General features: G+C 69.5%; 15 protein-coding genes and 2 tRNA genes. 13 read left to right on the plus strand and 4 right to left on the minus strand.

Annotated elements, in window-relative coordinates; genetic code table 11:
* Nucleotides 1-31: 31 nt before the first annotated feature.
* The 6 genes from BLQ50_RS07270 (at nucleotide 32) to BLQ50_RS07295 (ending at nucleotide 7,389) form a co-directional block, all read left to right on the plus strand.
* Entirely contained in the window at nucleotides 32-3,046 is a 3,015-nt protein-coding gene (locus BLQ50_RS07270) for a UPF0182 family membrane protein (protein WP_093182401.1), read from the plus strand.
* 129 nt (nucleotides 3,047-3,175) lie between these two features.
* Nucleotides 3,176-4,189 carry an aldose 1-epimerase gene (locus tag BLQ50_RS07275; RefSeq protein WP_245700948.1) on the plus strand — a complete coding sequence of 338 codons (1,014 nt, stop codon included), beginning with the start codon at nucleotides 3,176-3,178 and terminating at the stop codon, nucleotides 4,187-4,189.
* Between the two features lie 264 nt (nucleotides 4,190-4,453).
* Nucleotides 4,454-4,527, plus strand: a tRNA-Met gene (locus tag BLQ50_RS07280).
* A 321-nt stretch (nucleotides 4,528-4,848) separates the two neighbouring features.
* Nucleotides 4,849-4,922: transfer RNA gene (locus tag BLQ50_RS07285), tRNA-Met, on the plus strand.
* A gap of 159 nt (nucleotides 4,923-5,081) precedes the next feature.
* Nucleotides 5,082-6,074, plus strand: a complete 993-nt coding sequence (locus BLQ50_RS07290; RefSeq protein WP_093182404.1) for an SDR family oxidoreductase — start codon at nucleotides 5,082-5,084, stop codon at nucleotides 6,072-6,074.
* A 151-nt stretch (nucleotides 6,075-6,225) separates the two neighbouring features.
* Nucleotides 6,226-7,389, plus strand: a complete 1,164-nt coding sequence (locus tag BLQ50_RS07295; protein WP_093182406.1) for a N(5)-(carboxyethyl)ornithine synthase — start codon at nucleotides 6,226-6,228, stop codon at nucleotides 7,387-7,389.
* Nucleotides 7,390-7,437: 48 nt separating this feature from the next.
* Here the strand turns inward: BLQ50_RS07295 and BLQ50_RS07300 are convergent, their stop codons facing one another.
* Together BLQ50_RS07300 and BLQ50_RS07305 are read right to left on the minus strand one after the other, a co-directional pair.
* Nucleotides 7,438-8,883 (minus strand): dihydrolipoyl dehydrogenase family protein, encoded by a 1,446-nt coding sequence (locus tag BLQ50_RS07300; protein WP_093182651.1) that lies wholly within the window; start codon nucleotides 8,881-8,883, stop codon nucleotides 7,438-7,440.
* Nucleotides 8,884-8,956: 73 nt separating this feature from the next.
* Nucleotides 8,957-9,373: a winged helix-turn-helix transcriptional regulator gene (locus tag BLQ50_RS07305; RefSeq protein ID WP_093182407.1), complete on the minus strand. Its 417-nt coding sequence runs from the start codon at nucleotides 9,371-9,373 to the stop codon at nucleotides 8,957-8,959.
* 133 nt (nucleotides 9,374-9,506) lie between these two features.
* Between BLQ50_RS07305 and BLQ50_RS07310 the strand changes: the two genes are divergently transcribed.
* A complete protein-coding gene (locus BLQ50_RS07310; RefSeq protein WP_093182408.1) occupies nucleotides 9,507-10,376 on the plus strand; it encodes an SDR family oxidoreductase in 870 nt (289 codons plus the stop codon).
* 21 nt (nucleotides 10,377-10,397) lie between these two features.
* On the opposite strand, the gene BLQ50_RS07315 is transcribed toward BLQ50_RS07310, so the two are convergent.
* Together BLQ50_RS07315 and BLQ50_RS07320 are read right to left on the minus strand one after the other, a co-directional pair.
* Nucleotides 10,398-10,778: a universal stress protein gene (locus tag BLQ50_RS07315; protein ID WP_093182410.1), complete on the minus strand. Its 381-nt coding sequence runs from the start codon at nucleotides 10,776-10,778 to the stop codon at nucleotides 10,398-10,400.
* A 128-nt stretch (nucleotides 10,779-10,906) separates the two neighbouring features.
* Nucleotides 10,907-11,686, minus strand: a complete 780-nt coding sequence (locus BLQ50_RS07320; protein ID WP_093182412.1) for an IclR family transcriptional regulator — start codon at nucleotides 11,684-11,686, stop codon at nucleotides 10,907-10,909.
* A gap of 83 nt (nucleotides 11,687-11,769) precedes the next feature.
* Here BLQ50_RS07320 and eda point away from each other — a divergent pair, with 83 nt between their 5' ends.
* The 6 genes from eda (at nucleotide 11,770) to kdpC (ending at nucleotide 18,587) form a co-directional block, all read left to right on the plus strand.
* The gene (eda, locus tag BLQ50_RS07325) at nucleotides 11,770-12,426 is read left to right on the plus strand and encodes a bifunctional 4-hydroxy-2-oxoglutarate aldolase/2-dehydro-3-deoxy-phosphogluconate aldolase (RefSeq protein ID WP_093182652.1); all 657 of its coding nucleotides are present in this window, start codon (nucleotides 11,770-11,772) and stop codon (nucleotides 12,424-12,426) included.
* Between the two features lies 1 nt (nucleotide 12,427).
* The gene (locus BLQ50_RS07330; RefSeq protein ID WP_093182413.1) at nucleotides 12,428-13,540 is read left to right on the plus strand and encodes a sugar kinase; all 1,113 of its coding nucleotides are present in this window, start codon (nucleotides 12,428-12,430) and stop codon (nucleotides 13,538-13,540) included.
* A gap of 442 nt (nucleotides 13,541-13,982) precedes the next feature.
* Complete coding sequence (locus BLQ50_RS18305; protein ID WP_139185767.1) at nucleotides 13,983-14,093, plus strand: potassium-transporting ATPase subunit F; 111 nt, start codon at nucleotides 13,983-13,985, stop codon at nucleotides 14,091-14,093.
* Between the two features lie 18 nt (nucleotides 14,094-14,111).
* Nucleotides 14,112-15,761 (plus strand): potassium-transporting ATPase subunit KdpA, encoded by a 1,650-nt coding sequence (gene kdpA / locus BLQ50_RS07335; RefSeq protein WP_093182414.1) that lies wholly within the window; start codon nucleotides 14,112-14,114, stop codon nucleotides 15,759-15,761.
* The gene (kdpB, locus tag BLQ50_RS07340; RefSeq protein ID WP_093182416.1) at nucleotides 15,758-17,896 is read left to right on the plus strand and encodes a potassium-transporting ATPase subunit KdpB; all 2,139 of its coding nucleotides are present in this window, start codon (nucleotides 15,758-15,760) and stop codon (nucleotides 17,894-17,896) included. The genes kdpA and kdpB overlap by 4 nt, the downstream gene beginning before the upstream one ends.
* Nucleotide 17,897: 1 nt before the next feature.
* Entirely contained in the window at nucleotides 17,898-18,587 is a 690-nt protein-coding gene (gene kdpC, locus BLQ50_RS07345; protein ID WP_093182417.1) for a potassium-transporting ATPase subunit KdpC, read from the plus strand.
* Nucleotides 18,588-18,592 lie beyond the last annotated feature (5 nt).

The following is an 18,592-nucleotide window of genomic DNA, read 5'->3' on the forward strand; positions in this document are numbered from 1 at the left end:
GAAGTGCCACCAACAGCGAGGATTTCACGTCGTGTCTTCAGCAGCACCTCCGCGCCGTCCGGCCCCCGTGCGGGGTCGGGGCGGTCGCAGGCCGAGTCCGCTCGCCATCACCATCATCGCCGTCGGCGTGGTCGTGGTGGTGTTGTTCCTGCTCGCGCAGTTCTGGACGGAGGTGTTGTGGTTCGACCAGCTCGGGTACGGGAAGGTCATCTGGACCCAGTGGGGAGCCCGTGCGGCGCTCTTCGCCGGTGGCTTCCTCGTCATGGGCGCAGCGGTCTGGGCGAGCCTGCAGCTGGCCTACCGGAACCGACCGATCTATGCGCCCTCCACCCCCGAGCAGGCGACGCTCGACCAGTACCGTGAGGCGATCGAGCCGCTGCGCAAGCTCGTCATGATCGCCGCGCCGGTCCTCGTGGGGCTGTTCGCGGGGGTCGCGGCGTCCTCGCAGTGGACCACGGTGCTGCTCTCGCTCAACTCGGTGCCCTTCGGCACGAAGGACCCGCAGTTCGGCATCGACCTGTCGTTCTTCGTGTTCACGCTGCCTGCGTTGCGCTTCGTGGCAGGGTTCCTGGTTGCCGTCGTGGTGATCTCCGGGATCGCCTCGCTCGCGACGCTGTACCTCTATGGTGGTCTGCGGATCGCCGAGGGTGGGATCCGCACCACCCGTGCGGCCCGGGTCCAGCTCGCGGTCCTCGCCGCGGTGCTGATGCTCCTCATCGGCCTCAACTATTGGTTCGACCGCTACTCCTTGCTCAAGACGGACGGTGAGAAGTTCGCGGGTGCGGGCTTTGCCGACGTCAACGCCGTCATCCCGGCCAAGGCGATCCTGGCCGGGGTGGCCGTCCTCGTGGCGGCACTCTTTGTCATCGCGGCGGTGCGCGGTACCTGGCGGCTGCCGGCGATCGGCGTCGGCCTCATGGTCGTCTCCGCGATCGCCGTCGGCGGCATCTACCCCGCCGTCGTCCAGCGCTTCCAGGTCACCCCGAACGCACAGGTGAAGGAGGCCGAGTACATCCAGCGCAACATCGACGCGACCCGGACAGCATTCGGCATCGACGGCATCGAGGTGCAGAATTACGACGCCAAGACCACTGCCGAGCAGGGTGCGCTGCGCGAGGACGCCCAGACGACCCAGTCGATCCGGTTGCTCGACCCGACGATCGTCAGCCCGTCCTTCCGCCAGCTGCAGCAGAACCGTGGTTACTACAACTTCGCTGACACCCTCTCGGTCGACCGCTACGTGATTGACGGCGAGAGCCGCGACACGGTCATCGCCGTACGTGAGCTTGAGCTCGACGGTCTGGGCAACGAGCAGCGCAACTGGGTCAACGACCACACGGTCTACACCCACGGCTTCGGTGTGGTCGCCGCCTACGGCAACCAGATCGGTCCGGATGGTCGGCCGGCCTTCTTCGAAGGTGGCATCCCCTCGGTCGGCGCGCTGACCGACCTCGACGCCGGCGGCTACGAACCGCGGATCTACTTCTCCCCGTCGTCCCCGAGCTACTCGATCGTCGGCTCCCCCGAGGGGACTGACTCCTGGGAGCTCGACTATCCGACGGACGAGGCAGGCGGCCAGGTCGACACGACCTTCCCGGTCGAGACGACGTCGATCGGCCCGTCGGTGGGCACCTTCCTCAACAAGATGCTCTACGCGCTGAAGTTCCAGTCGGAGGAGATCTTGTTCTCCAACCGGGTCACCGATGTGTCGCAGATCGTCTACGACCGTGATCCGCGCGAACGGGTCCAGAAGGTCGCCCCGTACCTGACGCTGGACGGCAGGGTCTACCCGGCCGTCGTGGACGGCAAGGTCGTCTGGATCGTCGACGGGTACACGACGTCCGACGAGTACCCGTACTCGGCCTCGGAGTCTCTAGAGGACGCGACCACGGACTCGCTCACCGCGTCTTCGCTGAGCATCCAGGCGCAGGCCCCGCAGGAGGTCAACTACATCCGCAACTCGGTCAAGGCCACGGTCGACGCCTACGACGGCACGGTCACGCTCTACGCCTGGGACGCGAAGGATCCGGTCCTTCAGGCGTGGCAGGGCGTGTTCCCGAACACGGTCAAGCCGGTCTCGGAGATCTCCAGCGACCTCATGAGCCACATCCGCTACCCGGAGGACATGTTCAAGGTCCAGCGGTCGCTGCTCACCAAGTACCACGTGACCACGGCGAGCGAGTTCTTCTCCGGGCAGGACTTCTGGCGCAGCCCGGACGATCCCACCACGAAGAAGGGGGAGACGGCCACGCTGCAGCCGCCGTACTACCAGACGCTGCAGATGCCCGGCCAGACCACTTCGGCATTCTCGCTGTCCTCCTCGTTCATCACGGGAGGCACGAGCGACCGTAACGTCATGACGGGGTATCTTGCGGTCAATGCCGAGGCGGGCAGTGCCGCGGGGGTGCCCGACGGCGACTACGGCCAGCTCCGGCTGCTGGAGCTGCCGCGTGGGTCGACCGTGCCCGGACCGGGTCAGGTGCAGAACAACTTCGACTCCGACCCGGAGATCGCACGCAACCTCAACCTGCTGCGTCAGGGCAACTCGGTCGTGATGAACGGGAACCTGCTGACACTGCCGATGGGTGGCGGGCTGCTCTATGTGCAGCCGGTCTACGTGCAGTCCTCGAGCGGTACGGTCTTCCCGCTGCTGCGCAAGGTGCTGGTCGCCTTCGGTGACCAGGTCGGCTTCGCCGACACCCTCGACGAGGCGCTCGACCAGGTCTTTGGCGGTGACTCCGGTGCCAACGCCGGGGACGCGACCGCCCCCGACGAGGGCGACGTGCCGGTGGCCCCGTTGCCGACGGACACACCCACGGACACCCCGACTGACACCCCGACTGACACGCCCACGGACACCCCGACGGACACGGCAACCGGGGATGCCCAGTCGCGGCTCACGGCGGCGCTGACCGACGCGAGGAAGGCCATGGAGGACAGCCAGGCTGCCCTCACCGCTGGTGACTTCGCGACCTACGGTGCGGCGCAGGCGCGGCTGCAGGTCGCGATCGAGGCCGCACTGGCCGCGGACGCGGAGCTCGGCTAGGTCTCATCTAGGTCGCAAGTCCCTTTCGGGACGCACGGATGACGGCGGCGACGCACCTTCGGGTGCGTCGTCGCCGTCGTCGTCCATGGTTATTTGCTCGCACCGTCCTCAAGCGTGGACGATAGGTGCATGACAACGATGAAGACTCCGGCGACGACCGTCGCGAACACGATCACGGACGGTACGTTCGGGTCCCTCCCCACGAAGATCCTCCGCCACGGTGCCAGCGGCGCGCAGGCGGAGATCCTCGTGCGCGGCGCGACCGTGCTGTCCTGGGTCGCCCCGTGGCACGGCGGGCTGGGGGAGTTCATCGACGGGTACGCCGACGAGGCGGACTTCGCCGGCCAGTACGGCGGACGCAGCGGGATCCTGTTCCCCTTCGCCAACCGCCTGCGCGACGACCGCTACACCTTTGACGGGGTGACCCACGAGGTGGGCCTGCAGTTCCCGGTCGACAAAGAGGTCATCCACGGCTCGGCGCGCATGGCCGACTGGACGATCCTCGACGAAGACACGTCCGACCCCCGCGCGGTCAGCATCACCTTCGGATACTCCATCCGCCCGGGCGACATCGCCGGGTACCCCTTCTCCGTCGACGCGACCGTGCGCTTTGAGCTCACAGAGTCCTCGCTCGACCTGCTGCTGACCTACCGCAACGTCGGACACGTCGACGCGCCTGTCGCGGCCGGCTGGCACCCGTACTTCAAGGTCCCCGGGCACGCCACGATCGACACGCTCTCCCTGCGTGTGCCCGCGCGCGCCGCGATCGTCACAGACGCCAAGCTCGTCCCGCTCGCCGGTGAGGCCGCCTACGCGCCGATGGACTCCGACCTGGTCCACGAGACCCTTGCAGGCGTCGTCTACGACCACGCCTGGGATCGCCTCGTGCCCGACGCCGACGGTCGGGCCCGTACGTTGCTCACCGACCCCGCGACGGGGGAGGGCGTGGCCGTGTGGCAGGAGGGCGGCACGCTGCTCGTCTTCACCGGTGACGCGCTGACCCGCCCGCGCGAGTCCGCCGCAATCGAGTCCCTCGAGACCACGACGGATGCGTTCAACCGCCCGGACCGTGCCGACGACATCCGCCTGGCCGCCGGCCAGCAGAAGACCTTCGCCTTCGGCGCCCACACGGTCACCCGCTGACCCGCTGACCCGTTGACCCGGTCTTCACCCCGCCCCAGCTGACCCACCCAGCTGCCCGCCCCCTCCGCTGAGTGCGGTCAATCGGCTGCCCGATGTCCGGTTTGGGCAGCCGATTGCCCGCACTCAGCGGAGTTGTGTGGGTCCGGGGGCGGTAGACGGCGGGACTGGGGGCTGGATGGGGGTGGGGACCGGTGGCTTGTGATGGGGGTCACGGGCCTTCTGGTTGGCATCCCGGTTGGCATGACGTAAGGTTGTGTTTACCGACGCGGGGTGGAGCAGCTCGGTAGCTCGCTGGGCTCATAACCCAGAGGTCGCAGGTTCAAATCCTGTCCCCGCTACAAGAGAAAGTCCCGTTGGGTCCCCGGATCCAACGGGACTTTCGCGTTTCCGCACCAGGCCCCTCCCGGGGCGGACTCGCCCCTGCCCTGCCCTGCCCCGCCTCGCCCCGCCCCCGCTCGCTGTCGAACTCGTGAATGAAGCGCCGAGCTCGTGAGTCAGGGCTGGTTCACGCGTGGGAACCTGGCTGGCTCACGAGTTCGGCGTCCGGTTCGCGGGCTCGGTGGGCGAGTTCGGCGGGCGAGCGAGGGGGCGCGTGAAGGGGCGAGGGAGAGGGTGTGGTTTGGAGGGCGCGGAAACTGGCGTAGAGTTGTGTTTACCGACGCGGGGTGGAGCAGCTCGGTAGCTCGCTGGGCTCATAACCCAGAGGTCGCAGGTTCAAATCCTGTCCCCGCTACTGTGAAGTAGATGTTCAACCCAGAGGCCCTCTTGATCTTCGGATCTGGAGGGCCTCTGGCGTTGCCGGAAGGCACCGTCGGCCTTTGGCGCTCGCCGGATCGAATCGATTCGGCCGCGTCTGTTCCCCCATGCCGCCGCGGCGGCTATCGTGGCGAAGATGAGCGCACTGAAAGTTCTCTTCATCGGCGGCAGCGGAGTCATCAGCTCGGCGAGCGCGCAGCTCGCCGTCGAGCGGGGGATCGACCTGCACGTCCTCAACCGAGGGTCGAGCTCGCCCCGGCCGCTGCCCCCCGAGGCCACCGTCCACCACGCCGACGTGCGGGACGCCAAGGCCGTCCGGGAGGCGCTCGCCGGCCAGGACTTCGATGCGGTCGTCGACTTCGTCGCCTTCGACCCAGGTCACGTCCAGGCAGACATCGACCTATTCACGGGCCGGACCGGACAGTACGTCTTCATCAGCTCCGCGTCGGCCTACCAGACGCCGCCCGCGCGGGTCCCGGTCGTGGAGTCGACGCCCCTGCGCAACCCGTTCTGGGAGTACTCCCGCAACAAGATCGCCTGCGAAGACCTGCTCGTGAATGCCTACCGCGACTATGGATTCCCGGCGACGATCGTGCGTCCCTCGCACACCTACGACCGCACCTCGGTTCCGATGGACGGCGGCTGGACGTCCGTGGAGCGGATGCGCCAGGGCAAGGAGGTCGTCGTCCACGGGGACGGGACCTCGCTGTGGACGCTCACCCACCACGAAGACTTTGCCAAGGCCTTCGTCCCGCTGCTCGGCCACGCCCGCGCGGTCGGGGACGCCTTCCACATCACCTCCGACGACGCCCCGACGTGGAACCAGATCATCGCGACGCTGGCGCACGCGGCCGGCGTCGAGGCGAAGATCGTGCACGTCCCCTCCGACGCGATCAACGCGGTCGACGCCGACTGGGGGGCGGGGCTGCTCGGCGACAAGGCGCACTCGATGATCTTCGACAACTCCAAGGTGCGCTCCCTGGTTCCGGAGTTCCGCGCGACCATCCCCTTCGAGCAGGGTGCACGCGAGATCGTCGAGTGGCACGACGCCGACCCCTCGCGCCGCAGCGTCGACGCCCGCATGAACGGGCTCATGGACGACCTGGTGGCACGGTTCCGCGTGGCCTGAGCACGGCCTCTTGGGGATCTCTTGACGTTATCTCCAGGTACTCTTGGGAATGGTTCACCATTGTGGTGACCCTTGAGGGAGCAACGATGACCGCCAAGACTTCAGTTTTGTCCAGTCTGCAGTGCTCGTCCATGACCGAACGGGCGTACCGATGACCGGGCCGCTGCTCTCCCTCGGAGTCATGGCCACCTCGCGCAAGCCCGATGAGCGGCGCCTCCCGATCCACCCGTCGCACCTGGAGCTGATCGACGAGGACCTGCGCGCGCGGATCATCCTGGAGAGCGGCTACGGGGCCGACTTTGGTTTCACCGACGCTCAGCTCACCCCGCTCGTGGGCAGGATCACCTCTCGCGCCGAGCTCCTCGCCGACGCCGACGTCGTCCTGCTGCCCAAGCCTCAGGCGAGCGACCTCGCCGACCTGCGCGAGGGGCAGGTCCTGTGGGGCTGGCCGCACTGCGTGCAGGACCGCGAGGTCACCCAGCTCGCGATCGACCGGCGGCTGACCTTGATCGCCTTCGAGGCGATGAACCACTGGGCCAGCGACGGCGGCTTCGGCCTGCACGTCTTCCACAAGAACAACGAGCTGGCCGGGTACTGCTCCGTCCTGCACGCGCTCCAGCTGTGCGGATCGACCGGCGACTACGGCCGGCGGCTCAGCGCCGTCGTCATCGGCTTCGGGGCGACCGCGCGCGGCGCGGTGACGGCGCTCAACGCGCACGGCATCCACGACGTCCAGGTGCTCACCAACCGCGGGGTCGCCGCCGTCGGCGCGCCGATCCACTCGGCCACGATCGTGCAGTTTGATCACGACGACACCGCGCCCTATCTCAGCAACGTCATCACCGACCAGGGCAAGGTGTCGCTCGCGCCCTACCTCGCGGCCGTCGACATAGTGGTCAACTGCACGCTTCAGGACCCCGAGGCGCCGCTGACCTACCTGCGCACCGAGGACCTGAAGGCGTTCCGCCCCGGAAGCCTGATCGTCGACGTCTCCTGCGACGAGGGGATGGGCTTCGAGTGGGCGCGCCCCACGACCTTCGCGGAGCCCATGTTCACCGCGGGGGAGACGACCAACTACTACTGCGTGGACCACAGCCCGTCCTACCTGTGGAACTCCTCGACCTGGGAGATCAGCGAGGCGCTCCTGCCGTTCCTGCGGACCGTGCTGGAAGGCCCGGCCGCGTGGGAGGCGAACGAGACGATCCACCGAGCGACCGAGATCCGGGACGGCCGCGTCCTCAATCCCGCGATCCTTTCCTTCCAGGGCAGGACCCGGGACTACCCCTACGCGCCGCTTGAGGGCTCGGGCGACTGAGCCGATCCGACGACGGTCGGCCGACCTCTCACGACCGGCGGATCGGCGTCAGTCGATCCCCGCGAAGAGCAGGGTGAAGCCCTCGGTCATGGTCGGGTGGATGATGATCGCGTCCCGCAGCGCCGTATAGGGCAGCCCGGCGGACATGACCATCTGGGCGCTCGTGAGCGACTCCGAGGCCTCGGCGCCCATGAGCGTCACCCCGAGCAGCAGGTTCGTGTCAGCGTCGACGACGGCGCTCCACAACCCGGCGGTCGCGCGCAGGGTGTGCGCCCGGGGGATCTTCGCGACCGGCATCCGTGCGACCTTGACGGTGTAGCCGGCAGCCTCGGCCTGCACCTGGCTCAGGCCGATCATGGCCAGCTCGGGATCGATGAACACCGCTGACGGGATCACCCGCCCGGCCGTGGACACCGAGCCGCCCGCGAGATTCGCGCGAAGCACCCGGTAGTCGTCGTAGGACGCATGCGTGAACTGCGGCGTCCCGGCCACATCGCCGGCCGCCCACGTCCCGGGCGCGGTCGTGCGCAAGAACTCGTCGGTCGCGACGAAGCCACGGTCGGTGACGTCCACCCCGGCAGACGGCAAGTCGAGGGTCGCCGTCGCGGGTGTCCGCCCGGTCGCCACAAGCAGCGCGTCAGCCGTGATCTGGGACCCATCGGCCAGATGGACGACGACGCCCTCACCGCCGGGCCAGTGCGCTCGGGCGACCGAGTGCGCGGGGGCGGACAGGCGCACGTCCACACCGTCGGCGCGCAGCGCGTCAGCCACGGCGTCGGAGACGGCCGGGTCGAGCCTGCTGAGCAGGTGCGGGCCGCGCTCGATGACGGTGACGCTCGAGCCGAAGACGGCGAACATCTGCGCGAGCTCGGTGCTGACGACCCCGCCGCCGAGCACCACGAGGCTGCGCGGGATCGTGCGCAGCTCGAGCAGGGTCTCGCTGGTCAGGTACGGGACGTCGGTGAGGCCGTCGAGGTCGGGGACGAGGGGGCGGGCGCCGGTGTTGATGACCACCTGCTCCCCGCGCAGCGTGCGCCGGGACCCGTCGTCGGCGGTGACTCGGACCGTGCGCGGGGCCACGAAGACGGCCTCCCCGATCACCAGATCCATGCCGCTGGCCAGGAAGAGCGACCGCTGGGAGGCGACCATCTCGCCGACCACGCCCTCCTTGTGCGCCCGCAGCAGGTCGATGTCCACGGCGACGTCCCCGGCCAACGGGTCCCCGGGCAGCTGCCCGACGACGAAGCCCAGCTCACGCGCGCGGCGCGCCATCCGCAGCGCGCGGGCGCTCGTGACGAGCGTCTTGGTCGGGATGCACGCGACGTTGATGCACGTGCCACCGATCCACCCGCGCTCGATCATCGCGACCCGGCGACCGGCGTTGGCCCACTCCATCGCGAGCGTCTTGCCGGCCTTCCCGCCGCCGACGACGAGGAGCTCGATGTCTTCGATCGCGGGGTCGGACAGGGCGGTGGGAGGGGGCTGCTGGCTCATCAGGCCATCGGACCACGGGCCCGGGAGGGCCGCCACCGGGATCGTGCCGCAGGCCCGGTGCCGGCGCACTGACTCAGGAGGCGGACAGGCCGCGGGTGTCGTAGGCCGCACGGGCCTCGACCACCTCGGGAACCGACTCCTCGACGACGGTGATGAGGGCGAGCAGCCGGTCGGCGACCCGGGTCCCGAGCGGGGTGAGGGAGTACTCCACGTTCGGGGGGATGGTCTCGCGGACCGTGCGCAGCACGAGCCCGTCGCGCTCGAGTGCCTGCAGGGTCTGGGCGAGCATCTTCTCGCTCACCCCGTCGACGCGCCGTCGCAGGGCATTGAAGCGGATCGATCCCTCGCGCAGCGCGGCCAGGGACAGCACCCCCCACTTCCCGGCGACCGTCTCAAGGGTCCGGCGTGAATCGCAGCCGCGCTGGAAGACGTCCGGGACAAGGGTGTCGAAGGCGTCGAGCTCGGTGGGCGGGGCTGTCGTCGTGGGCACACCTCATCATAGCGGCAGTGCTCGCCCAAGGGTAGTGCCTGCCAAATGGTTGCACTAACTAAAAGTTAGTGTGATGCTGGAGGGGTTCCGTACTTCGCCCTTCTGCAAGGCCAACCTCTCAAGGAGTCTCACCATGATTGCTGTCACCGGAGCCACCGGCCACCTCGGCCGCTTGGTCGTCGACGCGCTGCTCGCCCGTGGGGTCGCACCCGAGCAGATCGTCGCTGCGGTGCGTACTCCCGCGCGAGCCAGCGACCTCGCCGCGCTCGGCGTGGCCGTCCGTGAGGCGGACTACTCACGCCCCGAGACCCTCGTGCCGGCCCTCGAGGGGGTCAAGACCCTTCTGCTCGTCTCCTCCTCCGAGGTGGGCCGGCGCGCCGCGCAGCACGCCAACGTCATCGACGCGGCCAAGGCCGCCGGTGTCGAGCGCATCGTCTACACGAGCGCACCCCACGCCGACACCTCGACGCTGATCCTGGCCCCCGAGCACAAGGCGACCGAGGAGCTGCTCACAGCCTCCGGACTCGCCACGACGATCCTGCGCAACAACTGGTACACCGAGAACTACGCCCCCGCGCTCGAGCAGGCGCGCGAGAGCGGGGTGATCTCCGCGAGCGTGGGCGAGGGCCGGGTGGCGAGCGCAACCCGCAAGGACTTCGCCGAAGCGGCCGCGGTCGTCCTGATCCGCGACGACCAGGCCGGCAAGGTCTACGAGCTCACCGGTGACCTGGCCTGGACCCACGAGGAGCTCGCCCGCGCCGCCTCCGAGATCCTTGGCCGCGAGGTCACGTACAGGTCGCTCACCTCCGCCGAGCACGCGGCGGCGCTGGCCGCCGCGGGTCTCGACGAGGGCACAGCCGGGTTCCTCGTCGCGCTCGACGCCAACATCCGCGAGGGCCTGCTCGGGGAGGTCACGAACGACCTGACCGACCTGCTGGGACGCCCGACGACGCCGCTCACCGAGGGCCTGGCTGCGGCGCTCGAGGCCACCTCTGCGAGCTGATCCGCGAACGCTCGCGACCGGCTAGACGGCCGCCTTGATCACGAGAACCGGGACAGCGGCGTCGAGCAGGACGCGCTGGGTGGTGCTGCCGAGCAGGAACTTCCCGACCGGGGAGCGCTTGCGTGAGCCGATGACGATGGCCTCGGCCTCGGAACGCTCGGCATGGTCGAGGATGGCGTCCGCGACGTCGATCTTGTCGCTGCGGAACGCGATCTCCACGACCGCTCCCGCGTCGGCGGTCTCGACGAGATCGGTGAGGTGCGCGGGGACGGGGGAGGTCTCGGGCTGCGGGGTCAGGACGAGCACCGTGAGGGTCGTGGCGCGGCGTCGGGCCTCCTCGACGGCGGCCCTGAAGGCGGCCTCGCCCTGGGGAGATTCGTTGTAAGCCACGAGAACCGTCATGATGCCCTGCTCCCTGCCTGATCCGGGTGTGTGGGCGATGGCCCGCGCGCTGGTCCATAGCCTAGAGCCAATGTCCGGCATCGGGGGCCTGGAGACGTCGTGCCGTCGGCGTGTCCCTCACCGGCTCGTCACCAGCTCGTGACCAGCGCAGCGGGCAGGGTGACGCCGGGGGGCAGCAGTGCGGGGAGCTCGGACGCGATGATCCGCGTGAGCTCGGTGCGCCGTGGTGGGGTCATGCGGTCCGAGGGAGCGGTGATGCTCACCGCGGCGACCGGGGCGCCGTCGCGCAGCATCGGGACGGCCAGGCAGCTGATGCCGGCCTCGTTCTCCTCGGTCTCGGTCGCGTAGCCGTTCGTCTGGGCCACGGACAGGATTTCGGCTAGCCGGTCGGTGGGCAGGTGCCTGCCGGCGTACCAGGCGAGCGTCGCCGGGTCGATGTGGCGCTGGGAGAGGATCGCGCGCCCCAGCGCTGTGGTCGCGGCCGGCTGGCGCCGACCGACCGCGGACCACACCCGGACCGGGCGGGCCGGCTCGACCTTGTCGAGGTAGAGGATCTCGGCCCCCGAGAGCACCCCGAGGTGGACCAGCTCATCGGCCTGTGCGCACAGCGTGACGAGCGCGTTCTGCAGCAGGCGGGGGAGGTTCTCGTCGGAGAAGAAGGCCAAGGAGAGCGCGGCGGCGGCGGCGCCGAGCACGTAGTTGCCGGTCACTGGGTCCTGGTCGACGAATCCGCGGAAGCGTAGGGCCGCGAGGGTGCGGTGCAGGGAGGTCTTGTTGAGCCCGAGGGATTCCGCGAGCTGGGCGAGCGCCAGGCCGCCAGCCCCGGCCGCGCTGAGCTCCTGGAGCGCGAGCAGTGCTTTGTCCACGCTGCCCATGGGGGAGGCGCCGTCGGTTGCGGAGGTGTCCATCGCGGAAGTCCTTTGCTATGGTGATTTCGTAACCAGCAACGTGCGTTCACTATAACGAAACTCTAGCAGAGATGCAGGCGGTCATGTCAACCGAGAACCAGATCATCGACGCCCTGGCCGAGGCCCGGATCGTCCCCGTCGTCGTCATCGACAACCCCGACCACGCCGTCCCGCTCGGCAAGGCGCTGCTCGACGGCGGGCTCCGAGTCATCGAGGTCACCTACCGCACCGCGGGCGCGCAGGCCGCGCTCACCGCGCTCAAGGAACTTCCCGAGCTCATTGTCGGAGCTGGCACCGTCGTGCGGCCAGACCAGGTCGACTCGGCTGTTGCCGCCGGCGCGCAGTTCCTTGTCTCTCCGGGCCTCAGCGTCGAGGTCGTCCAGCGCGCCCAGGCCGCCGGGATCCCGATCCTGCCGGGCGTGGCCACGCCGTCGGACATCATGACTGCGCTGTCCCTGGGACTGTCAGTGGTGAAGTTCTTCCCCGCGGCGACGCTCGGCGGACCGTCGGCGATCAAGGCCTTCTCGGCGCCCTTCCCGGGGCTGCGGTTCGTCCCGACCGGCGGCATCAGCGCCGCGAGCGTCGGCGACTACCTCGCCGTCCCGGCCGTGCTGGCCGCCGGAGGGTCCTGGATGGTCGACCGCGCCCTCATCGAGGCCGAGGACTGGGCCGAGATCACCCGCCGCACGGCCGAGGCGGTCGCGCTCGCGGCCCCCGCCCCCGCAACGATCGGAGCTTGATATGACCACCTCCCACGCGATCGAGGTCAAGCCGGCCGCCGACTGCGACTTCGACGTCGTCTCCCTCGGCGAGGTCATGCTCCGCCTCGACCCGGGCGAGCGCCGGATCAAGACCGCGCGCACCTTCGACGCATGGGAGGGCGGCGGGGAGTACAACGTCGCCCGCGGCCTGCGGCGCTGCTTCGGCCTGCGCGGCGCGATCGTCACGGCCCTCGCCGACAACGAGATCGGGCGGCTCGTCGAAGACTTCATCCTCACCGGTGGCCTGGACACGAGCTACATCCAGTGGGCCGAGTACGACGGGATCGGGCGCACCGTGCGCAACGGCCTCAACTTCACCGAGCGCGGCTTCGGGGTGCGCGGGGCGGTCGGTGTCTCCGACCGCGGCAATACCGCGATCGCCCAGATGCAGCCCGGCGACGTCGACTGGGACGACCTCTTCGGCCGGCGCGGGGTGCGTTGGCTGCACACCGGCGGGATCTTCGCGGCGCTCTCGGAGTCGGCGGCCGACGTCGCCGAGGCGGCCATGACGTCGGCCCGCAAGCACGGCACGGTCGTGTCCTACGACCTCAACTTCCGCCCCTCGCTGTGGAAGGGGATCGGCGGCTCGGCCCGCGCGCAGGAGGTCAACCAGCGCCTCGCCCGCTACGTCGACGTGATGATCGGCAACGAGGAGGACTTCACCGCGAGCCTCGGCTTCACGATCGAGGGCGTCGACGAGAACCTCACCGACCTCAACACCGGTGCCTTCCGGGCGATGATCGAGACCGCGGCGGCGGCCTACCCGAACTTCCAGGTCATCGCCACGACCATGCGCGGGGTGCACTCGGCCTCTGATAACGACTGGGGCGCGATCGCCTGGAGCCGCACGCAGGGCTTCGCTGAGGCGACCCACCGGGCGAACCTGGAGATCCTCGACCGGGTCGGCGGCGGTGACTCCTTCGCCTCGGGCCTGGCCTACGGCCTCATGGAGATCGGCGACATCGCCTCGGCCGTCGAGTACGGCGCCGCGCATGGCGCGATCGCGATGACCACCCCGGGCGATACGTCGACCGCGAGCCTCGCCGAGGTCGCCAAGCTCGCCGGCGGAGGCAGCGCCCGAGTCCAGCGCTGACCCACCCCCACCCGGTCCGCTGAGTGCGGGCAAATGGCTGCCCGATATCCGTTATGGGCAGCCGTTTCCCCGCACTCAGCGGACTTTTTGCTGGCTTCTTGGGCGCTCGGTACGCTTCGAGCGCGGGTGGATGGGCGGCGGTGGCGTCGGGGGAGAAGGTCGTCTCGTCAGGGATGCGTCAACGCCGTGGTCACCCCCGTCAAGGTCTCGTCAACGCCGCGTCTTCTGAGGTCAGCGACGCGTAGACCTGAAGGTGCGCACCTCAGGTGCGTCGGCACGGCCGAGCGGTCCACCAGGACCCACGGCCGGTGTGCTGCCCGACGTCAGAAGGCATGACAACCATGGCCGACGTGGCCTTCATCCTCCTCACCATCGCGTTCTTCACCGCGATCGCGGTGCTCGCCCGGCATGCCGGCGACTCCGACTCACCCAAGGACCGCTCGTGAGCGCCCCCGACTGGGTGGGCCTGGTCGTGGCAGCCGCGCTGCTCGTCTATCTCTTCGCCGGTCTGATCCGCGCCGGCGGCGCCGGCCGCGCTGGCAAGGGGCGGTGACCCGTGAGCTCACCATGGATGGCCATCGGCCAGATCTCTGTCCTGCTCATCGCCCTCGCGGCGGTGCACCTGCCCCTGGGTGCCTACCTCGCCCGGGTCTACACGAGCCCCAAGCACCTGCGCGTCGAGCGCGCCGGCTACCGTCTCATGCGGGTCGACGCCGACGCCGAGCAGAAGTGGAGCTCCTACCTCTTCTCCCTGCTCGGCTTCTCGATGGCCTCGCTGCTCTTCCTCTACGCCCTCGGCCGGCTCCAGAATCATCTGCCGATGAGCCTCGGCGTGAGCGCCTTCGACCCGGCAGGCGCCTGGAACACCGCAGTCTCCTTCGTGGCCAACACGAACTGGCAGTGGTACTCCGGTGAAGCGGCCGCCGGTCACTTCTACCAGATGGCCGGCCTCGCGGTGCAGAACTTCGTCTCCGCGGCCGTGGGCATCTCCGTGGCGATCGCGCTGATCCGCGGCTTCCAGCGCTCGGGCACAGACGGGCGCCTCGGCAACTTCTGGTCCGACCTCACCCGCACCTGCGTCCGGGTGCTGCTGCCGATGGCCTTCCTCGGCGCGATCGTGCTGCTCGCCACCGGCGTGATCCAGAACTTCGACAGCCACACCGCGGTCCAGACCGTGACCGGTGCGACCCAGAGCGTGCTCGGCGGACCGGTCGCCTCCCAGGAGGTCATCAAGGAGCTCGGCACGAACGGTGGCGGCTTCTTCAACGCGAACTCCGCGCACCCCTTCGAGAACCCCACCCCGATCAGCAACCTCTTCGAGATCTTCCTCATCCTCGTCATCCCGTTCACGCTGCCGCGCACCTTCGGCATCATGGTCGGGGACAAGCGACAGGGCTGGGCGATCCTCTCGGTCATGTCCAGCCTCTGGCTCGCCTCTGTCGCGCTGCTCACCTGGGCCGAGATGTCCGGGCCGGGCGCCGTGGCACGAGCCGCCGGCGGTGCGCTGGAAGGCAAGGAGCTCCGGTTCGGAACCGCAGGGTCGGCGCTGTTCGCGGCCGCGACCACGGGCACCTCGACCGGTGCGGTCAACGCCATGCACGACTCCCTGACCGCCCCCGGAGGCGGGGTTGCGATCTTCGGCATGCTGCTCGGTGAGGTCGCCCCCGGCGGCGTCGGCACGGGTCTGTACGGGCTGCTCATGCTTGCGATCGTCGCGGTCTTCGTCGGCGGCCTCATGGTCGGACGGACCCCGGAGTACCTGGGCAAGAAGATCGGCCGGCAGGAGATCACGCTGGTCGCGCTGTACATCCTCACCATGCCGCTGCTGGTCCTCGTCGGGACGGCGGTCGCCATCGCGACACCGGCCGGACAGGCCGGGATACAGGAGCTCGGTCCGCACGGCCTCTCCGAGGTCCTCTACGCCGTCACCTCGGCGGCCAACAACAACGGCTCGGCCTTCGCTGGGCTGACCGCGGCCACCCCCTTCTACAACACGCTGCTGGGCGTGGCGATGCTCGCCGGTCGCTTTATCCCGATCGCACTGGTGCTCGCCCTCGCGGGCCGCTTCGCCAGCCAGCGCACGACGCCGACCACCGCCGGCACGCTTCCCACGCACCAGCCGCTGTTCGTCGGTCTGGTCGCCGCGGTGACCGTGGTCATCGTCGGCCTCACCTTCATCCCCGTTCTCTCCCTCGGTCCGATTGTGGAGTCCCTGACATGAGCGCACCTACGCTGACCAGCGTCGAGGCATCGCCGAACCCGCACGCGCACTCCGCCCGCACCGCTTCCGCCCTGAGCTGGGCACAGATCCGCGGCGCCATGCCCGACGCGCTGCGCAAGCTCAACCCGAAGGAGATGGTGGCCTCACCGGTCCTGTTCGTCGTCGAGGTCGGCGCCGTCCTGACGACCGGGCTGGCGATCACCGACCCGTCGTTGTTCGCCATCCTCATCACGATCTGGCTGTGGGCGACGGTCCTCTTCGCGACCCTCGCGGAGTCCATCGCCGAGAGCCGCGGCAAGGCGCAGGCATCCAGCCTGCGCGCGACGCAGAAGCAGACGACGGCGCGGAAGGTGATCGCGGCGTCGGGCACCTCGAAGCTCACCTCCGGGTTCACCCGGATGGCGACCGAGGACGTGCCGTCGGCCAGCCTCGCGGTCGGCGACGTCGTGCTCGTCTCGGCCGGGGAGACCATCCCCGGCGACGGCGACGTCGTGGAAGGCGCAGCCTCGGTCGACGAGTCCGCGATCACGGGGGAGTCCGCCCCGGTGATCCGCGAGTCCGGCGGTGACCGCTCCGCGGTGACCGGTGGCACCGTGGTGCTCTCGGACACGATCGCGATCCGGATCACCGCACCGGCCGGGTCGACCTTCGTCGACCGGATGATCGCCCTCGTCGAAGGATCCGAGCGGCAGCGCACCCCCAACGAGATCGCGCTGAACATCCTGCTCACGTCGCTGACGATCATCTTCCTGCTGGCAGTGGTCACCCTGCAGCCCTTCGCGATCTACTCCGGCTCACCGCAGTCGCTGCTCGTCCTGGTGGCGCTGCTCGTCTGCCTCATCCCCACCACGATCGGGGCGCTGCTCTCCGCGATCGGGATCGCCGGCATGGACCGACTCGTCCAGCGCAACGTCCTGGCCATGTCCGGGCGGGCCGTGGAGGCCGCCGGCGACGTCGACGTCCTTCTACTGGATAAGACCGGAACGATCACCTATGGCAATCGCCGGGCCACCGACCTGCTGGTAGCCACCGGGGCGACCATCGAGGAGCTCGCGGGCGCCGCCCGCCTGGCCTCCCTCGCCGACGAGACCCCCGAGGGACGCAGCGTCCTGGTGCTCATCGACGAGAAGTTCTCAGGTCCCGGCGCCGAGCCGCTCGCCGACATCCTCGGCGCCGAGCTTGTGCCCTTCTCCGCGCACACCCGGATGTCCGGGATCGACCTGGCCGGCCCGGACGGCCTGCGCATCCGCAAGGGCGCCGCGAGCACGGTCGCACGCTGGGTGCACTCGACCGGGGGCGTGACCCCCGACCAGATCGAGACCCTGGTCGACGGCGTGTCGATGACCGGGGGCACCCCGCTCGTCGTCGCCCAGCAGTATGGCTCGGGCCCGGCCCGGGTGCTTGGCGTCATCCACCTCAAGGACGTCGTCAAGGAAGGGCTGCGCGAGCGTTTCGACGAGCTGCGCGCCATGGGCATCCGCACGATCATGGTCACCGGCGACAACGCGATCACGGCCCGTGCGATCGCGGCCGAGGCCGGGGTCGACGACGTGCTCGCGGAGGCGACGCCGGAGGACAAGCTGGTGCTCATCCGGCGCGAGCAGGCCGGCGGCCGGCTCGTGGCGATGGCCGGGGACGGCACGAACGACGCCCCCGCCTTGGCCCAGGCCGACGTCGGCGTCGCGATGAACACCGGGACGTCGGCGGCGAAGGAGGCCGGCAACATGGTCGACCTCGACTCCGACCCGACCAAACTCATCGAGATCGTCCGGATCGGCAAGCAGCTGCTCATCACCCGCGGTGCGCTGACCACCTTCTCGATCGCCAACGACATCGCAAAGTACTTCGCGATCCTGCCGGCGATGTTCATGGTGGTCTTCCCCCAGCTGGAGGTGCTCAACATCATGGGCCTGTCCAGCCCGGAGTCGGCGATCCTCTCGGCCGTGATCTTCAACGCCTTGATCATCGTGGTGCTCATCCCACTCTCGCTGCGCGGGGTGCGCTACCGACCGGTCGCCGCGTCCGCGCTGCTGCGCCGCAACCTGCTGATCTACGGGCTCGGCGGCCTGATCGCTCCGTTCATCGGGATCAAGCTCATCGACCTGCTCACCTCACTTCTCCCCGGGATCGGCTGACATGGCTCACGACAACAACTCCTCCGTCCACCCGGCGGGGCAGCGATCCCTCGGGTTGCGCCGCGGGTCGGTCTCCCTCGCCCGGCAGACGCTGGCCGGCTTTCGGGTGCTGCTCGTCCTGACCGTCCTGCTCGGGGTGATCTACCCGGTCGCCGTCTTCGCCGTCGGGCAGGTGGGCCTGCGCTGGCAGGCGAACGGCTCGCTGCTGCTGGCCGACGGCAGCCACGCGGACACCCGCTCGACCGGGGCTGGGACGGACAACGCGGTGGTGGGCTCCGCGCTCATCGGCCAGCAGTTCACCGGTGACGAGTGGTTCCACCCCCGCCCGTCGGCGGCTGGCGACGGCTATGACACCCTCGCATCCGCGGGTTCCAACCTCGGACCGCTCAACCTGGACCTGGTAGCCACGATCGAGGAGCGGCGCGCCGAGGTCTCCGCGGCCGACGGCACCGTGGCGGGCGACGTGCCGCCCGACGCCCTCACCGCCTCCGCCTCCGGCCTGGACCCGCACATCTCCCCGGCCTACGCCGCCCAGCAGGCCGAACGGGTGGCCACGGCGCGCGGCCTCGACCAGGCTGCGGTGACTGCTCTGGTCGCCGAGCACACCGCGGGTCGCGACCTCGGCGTGCTCGGCGAGCCGCGGGTCAACGTGCTCGAGCTGAACCTGGCTCTTGAGAAGATGTCCTCATGATTGAT

Origin of the sequence: Sanguibacter gelidistatuariae, from assembly GCF_900096585.1 — a bacterium.
Lineage (GTDB): Bacteria > Actinomycetota > Actinomycetes > Actinomycetales > Cellulomonadaceae > Sanguibacter > Sanguibacter gelidistatuariae.